This is a genomic window from Pseudomonas sp. (assembly GCF_050739995.1).
In the GTDB taxonomy this organism is placed as follows: domain Bacteria; phylum Pseudomonadota; class Gammaproteobacteria; order Pseudomonadales; family Pseudomonadaceae; genus Aquipseudomonas.
This window is the reverse complement of the sequence record NZ_JBOICG010000378.1, coordinates 1-5,599: the sequence shown is the minus strand read 5'-3', so window position 1 is coordinate 5,599 and position 5,599 is coordinate 1. Positions and strand designations below refer to the sequence as shown.

Below are 5,599 nucleotides of genomic sequence, written 5' to 3'. Positions count from 1 at the left end.
GATAACAACAGTGATGGCAATTGCGCCACTAAACCGTCACCGATAGTCAGCAAGGCGTAGACCTTGCCCGCGTCACCGAAGGTCATGCCGTGCTGGAAGATACCGACCGCCATGCCGCCGATCAGGTTGATGAACAGAATCAGCAGGCCCGCGATGGCGTCACCGCGCACGAACTTGCTCGCACCGTCCATGGACCCGTAGAACTCGGCTTCCTGGGCGACTTCCGCACGGCGCGCCTTGGCCTGGCCCTGGTCGATCAAACCGGCGTTGAGGTCGGCGTCGATGGCCATCTGTTTGCCGGGCATCGCATCCAGGGTAAACCGCGCGCTCACCTCGGAGATCCGCCCGGCGCCCTTGGTCACCACCACGAAGTTGATGATCATCAGGATCGCAAACACCACGATACCGACCACGTAGTTACCGCCGATCACCACCTCACCGAAGGCCTGGATCACCTTGCCGGCGGCGGCGTGACCATCCTGGCCGTGGAGCATCACCACCCGCGTGGACGCCACGTTCAGCGCCAGCCGCAGCAAAGTGGCAATCAGCAGGATGGTGGGGAATACCGCGAAATCCAGCGGCCGCAGGGCGTACACGCACACCAGCAGCACGACGACGGACAGGGCAATGTTGAAGGTAAAGAACACGTCGAGCAGGAACGGCGGCATCGGCAACATCATCATTGCCAGCATCACCAGCAACAACAACGGCACACCCAGATTGCCCCGCGAGAGGTCAGTCAGAGTGCCACGGGCCGTGTTGAGCATTTGAGAGCGATCCACCGATATTCCTCGTGTCCCTTGAAGCAAAGTTTTGACGCCGAGAAGCGTCCTGGAGGCGGGGTTGCAAGAAGCCTTCCAACTTTGGTTTCGGGCGAGGATCACTTCAAATGTGGGAGGGGGCTTGCCCCCTCCCACACTTTCGAACGGGGTGGTTTCAAAGAGGCCTTATATTCTCGGCCTGAAGACCTTTGGGTCCTGGTGCTACGTCATATTCGACTTTTTGACCTTCATCCAGGCTTTTGTACCCCGTCGACGTAATTGCCGAGTAGTGGGCGAATACGTCAGCCCCACCCTCATCCGGGGTAATGAAACCGAACCCCTTCTGCGCGTTGAACCACTTCACCGTACCGGTTGCCATTGCCGCTCTCCTTTACACCTCTGGGCCCGCCTCCGTGTCATTGCCCGCACTGAGGGGGAGCGCATAAACGCCCTTGGGCTTATGGATCATCTGAAACGTTATCTGCTCACCAATCGAAAGTGCAACCCAATGCCAATCGCTCCAATCGATGAAAACGTTTTCTTCGCCATCACTCAGCGCAATCAACCACTCTCCCCGGGTCAACTCATAGGATTTGACAGTACCTCTAGCCACCTTCAATACCGCTCTCCCTGCCTCTCGATAACTACACGCGCGCAGTGCTTGGGATGGAATAGAACAACGGGAAGCAGCCCGTGGCCACTGTCAAAGTTGACAGGTAGACGCGAGCGAGCGGTGGGTGCTAGAGCCAGCGAGTCATGCGTCGGGTGATTTTTTTCGTTTGCGGGGCTTTTGCAGCTTGGGAGCGGCTGACGGAACGTCGCCGTTAACGCCTGTCGACCGAACAGCAACCTCGTTGCCATCAGGGTCACGGGCAATAAAGCCAATGCCCTTGACCGCATCGAACCACCTGACAGTACCCCTGTCCATCACCGCCTCCCGAGCCGCGCATGACTGCGCGCCTCATCGCTGTATCCAACAGTGAAGGCGGCGTAATGACTACTGTCAAAGTTGACAGGCCAGAAAGGGGTTTAAGTATCGCGACGCAAATCAGGCGGGATTGGCAGGTCTTTGAGCGGATCAGGCCGCTTGCCCTTGCCCGCGCGGTATTGGCGAATCTGATAGACGTACGCCAACACCTGGGCCACCGCCAGGTACAGCCCGGCAGGGATTTCCTGGTCTAGATCCGTGGAGTAGAAGATCGACCGTGCCAATGCCGGCGATTCCAACAGAAGGATGTCGTTGGCCACGGCAATCTCGCGGATTTTCAGCGCGGTGAAGTCGCTGCCTTTGGCCAGCAGCATCGGCGCGCCGCCTTTTTCCGGGTCGTACTTGAGGGCCACGGCGTAGTGAGTCGGGTTGGTGATGACCACGTCGGCGTCGGGCACCGAGGCCATCATCTTGCGCTGGGACATTTCCCGCTGCAGCTGGCGAATGCGCTGCTTGACCTCTGGGCGACCCTCCTGGTCTTTGTGCTCGTCGCGCACTTCCTGCTTGGTCATCAGCAGTTTCTTGTGGCTTTCCCACAGCTGGATCGGCGCATCCACCGCCGCGATGATGATCAAGCCGCAGGCCATCCACAGCGCACTCCACCCCACCACTTGCACACTGTGGATGATCGCCGACTCCAGCGGCTCGTGGGCGATGCGCAGCAAGTCGTCGATGTCGGACGACAATACCGTCAACGCCACGAACAGAATCAGGATGAATTTGGCCAGCGCCTTGAGCAGCTCCACCAGCGCCTTGGTGGAAAACATACGCTTGAGCCCAGGCCCCGGGTTCATCCGGCTGAACTTGGGCGCCATGCTGCCCGCAGCAAACAACCAGCCGCCCAGGGACACCGGACCGATCAATGCCGCCAACAAAAGCGTAATCAGCACCGGCTGTACCGCCAGGATTGCGATCTTGCCCGAGTGCAGCAGGTACAAGCCCATGGCCCCCGGACTCAGCAACACCTCACGAGGCAGGGAGAAATTGAGCTTCATCAGCTCCATCAAGTCCAACGCCAGGCCGCCGCCGTAAATCAACAGGCCACCGGCACCGGCCAACATCACAGCGAGCGTATTGAGCTCTTTGGAGCGGGCAATCTCGCCCTTCTCCCGGGAGTCCTTTTTACGTTTCTCCGTGGGGTCTTCTGTTTTGTCCTGACCACTCTCGCTCTCGGCCATGGCTTAGCGCGCCCGTGCCAGATCACGTAAGAACTGCAAGGCGTCGGTCGCCAGCGGTTGATACTGATTGAGAATGTCGGCCATGCCGATCCAGAAAATCCCCATGCCCAATACGAGTGTGAGCGGGAAACCAATCGAGAAAATGTTCAATTGCGGCGCCGCACGGGTCATCACGCCAAACGCGATGTTGACCACCAGCAATGCAGTGATGGCCGGCAGCACCAGCAACAAGGACGCGCCCAGTACCCAACTGAGGCGACCCACCAACTCCCAGAAATGATTGACCACCAGGCCCGAGCCCACCGGCAAGGTGGTGAAGCTTTCTGTCATGACCTCGAACACCACCAGATGCCCGTTCATCGACAGGAAGATCAACGTCACCAACATGGTCAGGAACTGCCCGATCACCGCTGCCGACACGCCGTTGGTGGGGTCGACCATGGACGCGAAGCCCATGCCCATCTGGATCGAGATGATCTGCCCGGCGATCACAAACGCCTGGAAGAACAATGTGAGCGAGAACCCCATCAGCGCGCCGATCAGGATCTGCTCGGCAATCAGCAATAAAGCACTGAGGTCCAGGGCATTTACCGGCGGCATTGGCGGCAACCCGGGCACGATCACCACGGTGATGGCAACGGCGAAATACAAACGAATGCGTCGCGGGACCAAAGTGGTACCGAACACCGGCATGGTCATCAGCACCGCCGTGACGCGAAACATCGGCAAGATGAAAGACGCCACCCAGGTGCTGATCTGGGTGTCGGTCAAGGCCAGCACTGATTGCATGGGATCAGCCGATCAACTGAGGAATACTGCCGTACAACTGCAGGATGTATTCCATGAAGGTGCGCACCAGCCACGGGCCGGCGACAATCAGGGTGATCAACATGACCAGCAGGCGCGGCAGGAAACTCAAAGTCTGTTCGTTGATCTGGGTCGCGGCCTGGAACATCGCCACCAGCAGGCCGACCAACAGGCTCGGCACCACCAGCACGGCAACCATCAGGGTGGTCAGCCACAGCGCATCACGGAACAGGTCGACTGCTACTTCCGGCGTCATCGCGCTATACCCCTCCGAAACTGCCGGCCAGGGTGCCGATAATCAGCGCCCAGCCGTCCACCAGCACAAACAACATGATCTTGAACGGCAACGAAATGATCAGTGGCGACAGCATCATCATCCCCATGGCCATCAACACGCTCGCCACGACCAGGTCGATGATCAGGAACGGGATAAAGATCATGAAGCCAATCTGGAAGGCGGTCTTCAACTCGGAGGTGACAAACGCCGGCACCAGGATAGTCAGCGGCGCCTGATCCGGGGTGGCGATGTCGGTACGCTTGGACAGGCGCATGAACAGTTCAAGGTCGCTGGAGCGGGTTTGCGACAGCATGAAGTCCTTGATCGGCCCTTGGGCCTTGTCGATCGCATCCTGGGCGGTGAGCTTCTCCGCCAGGTAGGGCTGCAGGGCTTGCTGGTTCACCTTGTCGAACACCGGCGCCATGATGAACAGCGTCAGGAACAAGGCCATCCCGGTGAGAATCTGGTTCGACGGTGTCTGCTGCAAGCCCAGGGCCTGACGCAGGATCGAGAAGACGATGATGATCCGCGTGAAGCTGGTCATCAGCATGACAAACGCCGGGATAAAACTCAGCGCCGTCATGATCAGCAGGATCTGCAGGCTGACCGAATACTCCTGTGCCCCGGCGGCGTTGGTGCCCAGCGTGATCGCCGGAATCGACAACGGGTCGGCGGCCCACGCCAATGGCGCCACCAGCAACAGCATGAGCGTCAATAAAACGCGCATTACTTCTTATCCTTCTGATCCTTGCCCAGCAACTCCATCAGGCGCTGGGCGAATTCTGGCGTGGCGGCCTCGGTCTTGGCCGCTTCCACCGGTGTCTTGAGCACATGCAGTGGGGTGATACGACCGGGGGTGATACCCAGCAGAATCTGCTCCTCGCCGACCTGTACCAGCACCAGACGATCACGCGGCCCGAGGGCGCGCGAGCCGATCATCTCGATGACCTGGCCGTTACCCGGGCCGATGCGTTGCACACGGCGCATCAACCAGGCCAGCACGAAAATCAAGCCGACCACCAGCAACAGGCCGAGCACCAACTGAGTCAACTGACCGCCGATGCCGCTACCGACCACAGGGGCCGCAGCCGCCGCTTGCGCGACCGGCTCAGCCGCCAGGGCGCTCAATGGCAGCGCCAGCAACAGTCCCGCCATCGAATACTTCATATCAGCGCAACTTCTTGATGCGTTCACTCGGGCTGATCACGTCGGTCAGGCGAATACCGAACTTCTCGTTGACCACCACCACTTCGCCATGGGCGATCAGCGTGCCGTTGACCAACACATCCAGCGGCTCACCGGCCAGGCGATCGAGTTCGATCACCGAACCCTGGTTAAGCTGCAACAGGTTACGGATATTGATTTCGGTGCTGCCCACTTCCATGGAAATCGACACCGGGATATCGAGGATCACGTCCAGGTTCGGCCCATCGAGGCTCACCGGGTCGTTGTTCTTCGGCACGCTGCCGAACTCTTCCATTGGCAGGCGATTGCCGGCCGGTGCGGTGGCGGCGTCGGCGGCCAGCAGCGCGTCGATATCGTCCTGGCCGACATCGCCGGTTTCTTCCAGGGCCGCAGCCCATTCATC

Annotated in this window: 8 protein-coding genes; all 8 read right to left on the bottom strand. The window is 59.6% G+C overall.

Annotated features, from left to right (window positions below):
* Positions 1-767: FHIPEP family type III secretion protein (locus tag ACRESD_RS12560; protein ID WP_431751183.1), on the bottom strand; the 767-nt coding region annotated here is incomplete at its 3' end.
* A 169-nt stretch (positions 768-936) separates the two neighbouring features.
* Complete coding sequence (locus tag ACRESD_RS12555) at positions 937-1,140, bottom strand: cold-shock protein (protein WP_431751182.1); 204 nt, start codon at positions 1,138-1,140, stop codon at positions 937-939.
* Between the two features lie 650 nt (positions 1,141-1,790).
* Entirely contained in the window at positions 1,791-2,927 is a 1,137-nt protein-coding gene (flhB, locus tag ACRESD_RS12550) for a flagellar biosynthesis protein FlhB (protein WP_431751181.1), read from the bottom strand.
* A 3-nt stretch (positions 2,928-2,930) separates the two neighbouring features.
* Positions 2,931-3,716: a flagellar biosynthetic protein FliR gene (gene fliR / locus ACRESD_RS12545; RefSeq protein ID WP_431751180.1), complete on the bottom strand. Its 786-nt coding sequence runs from the start codon at positions 3,714-3,716 to the stop codon at positions 2,931-2,933.
* A 4-nt stretch (positions 3,717-3,720) separates the two neighbouring features.
* A complete protein-coding gene (gene fliQ / locus ACRESD_RS12540) occupies positions 3,721-3,990 on the bottom strand; it encodes a flagellar biosynthesis protein FliQ (protein WP_431751179.1) in 270 nt (89 codons plus the stop codon).
* A gap of 4 nt (positions 3,991-3,994) precedes the next feature.
* The gene (gene fliP / locus ACRESD_RS12535) at positions 3,995-4,738 is read right to left on the bottom strand and encodes a flagellar type III secretion system pore protein FliP (RefSeq protein WP_431751178.1); all 744 of its coding nucleotides are present in this window, start codon (positions 4,736-4,738) and stop codon (positions 3,995-3,997) included.
* Positions 4,738-5,178 (bottom strand): flagellar biosynthetic protein FliO, encoded by a 441-nt coding sequence (fliO, locus tag ACRESD_RS12530; protein WP_431751177.1) that lies wholly within the window; start codon positions 5,176-5,178, stop codon positions 4,738-4,740. The genes fliP and fliO overlap by 1 nt, the downstream gene beginning before the upstream one ends.
* Position 5,179: 1 nt before the next feature.
* Positions 5,180-5,599 (bottom strand): flagellar motor switch protein FliN (gene fliN, locus ACRESD_RS12525; protein WP_431751176.1); only part of this gene is annotated, 420 nt, incomplete at its 5' end.

Excerpts from the sequence above, each read along its gene's own strand:
- flhB (WP_431751181.1), bottom strand. The coding sequence starts at position 2,927 with ATGGCCGAGAGCGAGAGTGGTCAGGACAAAACAGAAGACCCCACGGAG.
- fliQ (WP_431751179.1), bottom strand. The coding sequence starts at position 3,990 with ATGACGCCGGAAGTAGCAGTCGACCTGTTCCGTGATGCGCTGTGGCTG.
- fliR (WP_431751180.1), bottom strand. The coding sequence starts at position 3,716 with ATGCAATCAGTGCTGGCCTTGACCGACACCCAGATCAGCACCTGGGTG.
- fliP (WP_431751178.1), bottom strand. The coding sequence starts at position 4,738 with ATGCGCGTTTTATTGACGCTCATGCTGTTGCTGGTGGCGCCATTGGCG.
- fliO (WP_431751177.1), bottom strand. The coding sequence starts at position 5,178 with ATGAAGTATTCGATGGCGGGACTGTTGCTGGCGCTGCCATTGAGCGCC.
- ACRESD_RS12555 (WP_431751182.1), bottom strand. The coding sequence starts at position 1,140 with ATGGCAACCGGTACGGTGAAGTGGTTCAACGCGCAGAAGGGGTTCGGT.